Origin of the sequence: Rahnella sp. NRRL B-41462, assembly GCF_003263525.1 — a bacterium.
Taxonomy (GTDB): Bacteria; Pseudomonadota; Gammaproteobacteria; order Enterobacterales; family Enterobacteriaceae; genus Rahnella; species Rahnella aceris.
The window spans coordinates 1-2,274 of record NZ_JYDF01000181.1 but is presented as its reverse complement, the minus strand read 5'-3'; the positions used below and the strand labels follow the sequence as shown (position 1 = coordinate 2,274).

General features: G+C 53.6%; 6 protein-coding genes. All 6 read left to right on the top strand.

Features of this window, described 5'->3' with window-relative positions; translation table 11 throughout:
• The coding region (locus UC14_RS26335) for a hypothetical protein (RefSeq protein ID WP_112198755.1) at positions 1–260 on the top strand (260 nt) is incomplete at its 5' end.
• Between the two features lie 9 nt (positions 261–269).
• Positions 270–497 carry a hypothetical protein gene (locus UC14_RS26330; protein ID WP_112198754.1) on the top strand — a complete coding sequence of 76 codons (228 nt, stop codon included), beginning with the start codon at positions 270–272 and terminating at the stop codon, positions 495–497.
• A 46-nt stretch (positions 498–543) separates the two neighbouring features.
• Positions 544–900 carry a hypothetical protein gene (locus UC14_RS26325; protein WP_112198753.1) on the top strand — a complete coding sequence of 119 codons (357 nt, stop codon included), beginning with the start codon at positions 544–546 and terminating at the stop codon, positions 898–900.
• Positions 897–1,232 (top strand): hypothetical protein, encoded by a 336-nt coding sequence (locus tag UC14_RS26320; protein ID WP_224266909.1) that lies wholly within the window; start codon positions 897–899, stop codon positions 1,230–1,232. The genes UC14_RS26325 and UC14_RS26320 overlap by 4 nt, the downstream gene beginning before the upstream one ends.
• A 52-nt stretch (positions 1,233–1,284) precedes the next feature.
• Entirely contained in the window at positions 1,285–1,659 is a 375-nt protein-coding gene (locus tag UC14_RS26315; RefSeq protein WP_112198752.1) for a DUF3085 domain-containing protein, read from the top strand.
• Between the two features lie 61 nt (positions 1,660–1,720).
• Positions 1,721–2,020, top strand: a complete 300-nt coding sequence (locus UC14_RS26310; RefSeq protein ID WP_112198751.1) for a hypothetical protein — start codon at positions 1,721–1,723, stop codon at positions 2,018–2,020.
• Positions 2,021–2,274 lie beyond the last annotated feature (254 nt).

Here is a 2,274-nt window from a genome sequence, read left to right as displayed (position 1 = left end):
TCGATGTGATCCGCGCCGACGTGGTGATTTCCCGTCTGGAGGCTCAGGCGAGCAACGGATGCGGTCTGTATTTCGAGATTTACGAATCCCGCCTGATCAGCAGTGCGTTAAATCATCTTTCTCGTCTGCCGATGAAAGACCGTCCGGTATTTATCGGTGTGGCAGACCGCAGAGGGATCACGCTTTCGTGGGCGGAAGAAGACCGCAGTCAGGCGGCTTACCGTGAAGTAATGGCTGAGATTGCAGCAGAGCAGGAATAAGGAAAAACAATGATCACCTACATCACCGACCAGAGAGAAGGGGAGCCGGATATTTTAACGCCGGTTCGGCACGAACCCCTGATTATCAGGACGCTCGGAGGCGTTGAGATATTGCGACAGAAAGCACCACAGGACGGCTGGACGCATGACCAGTTAACCACTGTTCAGCCTGATGATAGCGGCGAAGGCTCAGAAGCCTATTTAGGGGCTTCGTGGGTTGGTTCAACAGAAGTGTAGTGAGAATGGCGGGATCCTCCCGTCATAAAAATCAAGGAAAAACATCATGTATGCACCTGAAATCACCACCGGCAGCGCGGGAGTAAGTCGGTTCGAATGGAACGCAGCAGCGGAGGCCGCTTACTGGGAGGCGCGGGCAAAATCTTATGTGACCGCGCCGGTGGAAATCGACCTGCACAGATATATGGACGTGCTGGGGACGTTACCGCCGCTGGACTGGCAGGGCGATCGGGACAGCGAATCATTCAAGTTTGCCGAAATGATGTGCGGCAGCGTGACGGACATTTACGCGAAAGTCGAAGGCCGGTATTTCCAGCTATGCGATGAATGCACCCTGAGCCATGCCGAAATAGTGCGACGTATTAAGGAGGTGTTAAGCAAAAAAACCGTAGTGCAGAAATGAAAAAAGCAGACTTTCGTCTGCCTTGTCATGCCGGTTTGTCCCGCAAAAGCCAGACCGGCTATCAATACTCGATTGGAGTTCATGCCATGAATACTGAAGCACAGATAATTGCATCCCCCGTGCCGTTTGTAAAGTCTGAGACGGCAAAAAAGCATCCGCGCCTTGTGCGCGAACCGCTGAAAAGTCAGGACATCTCCGTGCCGTTTAAGGCGCTGGGGCGTCACATCGCCAAATGTCAGCGCAAACGCCAGTCCGTCAGGGTGCCCGCAATGCGAGCCAGTGAACTCGGACAGGTGCTGCGCACACTGGAACTGAAACGGGCTTACGCCTGATGACCTTGCCGCCCCTGCGGGGCGGCAATTCCAAGACTTTATGGGGTAGACGATGAGTAACAAACTGTGGTTTAAGGCTGAGAAGCTGGCACCGGTGATGGCTGACGTTAAAAAGAATGGCTGCAAGCTGTGGTTTATTGCCGATGAGGGCATTTATCTGACCGCTGAAAAGGCCACGTTCGTGCACGATCGGCGTAATATTTCCTATGCCGAAGGATTCGACCCCGACGACTGGGACGACGCGGGCGAAATGTTTGATGCCGTTGACAACGCATCAGGCGGCAGCGGTGACGTATGGGAAAGCATAAAGTTAGAGCCTGAAATGCTGGATGTTTTGATAACAGGTGCGGCGGATCTGACGATTGAGGTCACGAATAACGCGTTCGTATTTAGCGCAAGCCTTCGTGATACGGGTAAAACAGTATGAGCAAACATACTGTTTGTGCGCACGAGTATGGAGACACGCATAAAGCCATGAGGGGCAAATCATGACCGAAAACTTCTGCGATATTGAGTCTAGGACGTCCGTGCGTCCACACGTTATGCTGATCGTAGCCGAGCTTGACACCGGCACCGGCTTTCATTTTGTTTCACATCCAACGCTGTCAGGTACTGATGCCAATCTGTGGTTTCCGCTGACTGAGGGGCAGGCGCTGCATGTTGCCGTTGAACAGGTGATGGTCATGAACCACGCGGCGAACAACGTTGTCCGGCTGGACGTTTTCCATCAAGGCGACAGACACACCGATTACAAAGTCATCTATAACCCTGAAATCAGGGTGTGCTGATAAGAGGGGCGGGGCGGATCACGCTCTGCCCCTGTTTTTGTGTCGCCCTTTCAAATGCCCCGGCGGGCTATGCCCGCCCAATGCTGAGTGACTGGGCGGCTGCGCCGCCCCTCTTCTCAGCTATGTGTCGGGGGGTTGTCTCTCTCTTCCCTTACTGTCTCTTCCTCTCCTGGCTTTTACTCGTCTTTCTCTGCCTGGTCATCGATGTCAGGTCTTTCTTTTTCACAACAAACCATCACGGCCGGAACATGGCC

Excerpts from the sequence above, each read along its gene's own strand:
- UC14_RS26330 (WP_112198754.1), top strand. The coding sequence starts at position 270 with ATGATCACCTACATCACCGACCAGAGAGAAGGGGAGCCGGATATTTTA.
- UC14_RS26325 (WP_112198753.1), top strand. The coding sequence starts at position 544 with ATGTATGCACCTGAAATCACCACCGGCAGCGCGGGAGTAAGTCGGTTC.
- UC14_RS26320 (WP_224266909.1), top strand. The coding sequence starts at position 897 with ATGAAAAAAGCAGACTTTCGTCTGCCTTGTCATGCCGGTTTGTCCCGC.
- UC14_RS26315 (WP_112198752.1), top strand. The coding sequence starts at position 1,285 with ATGAGTAACAAACTGTGGTTTAAGGCTGAGAAGCTGGCACCGGTGATG.
- UC14_RS26310 (WP_112198751.1), top strand. The coding sequence starts at position 1,721 with ATGACCGAAAACTTCTGCGATATTGAGTCTAGGACGTCCGTGCGTCCA.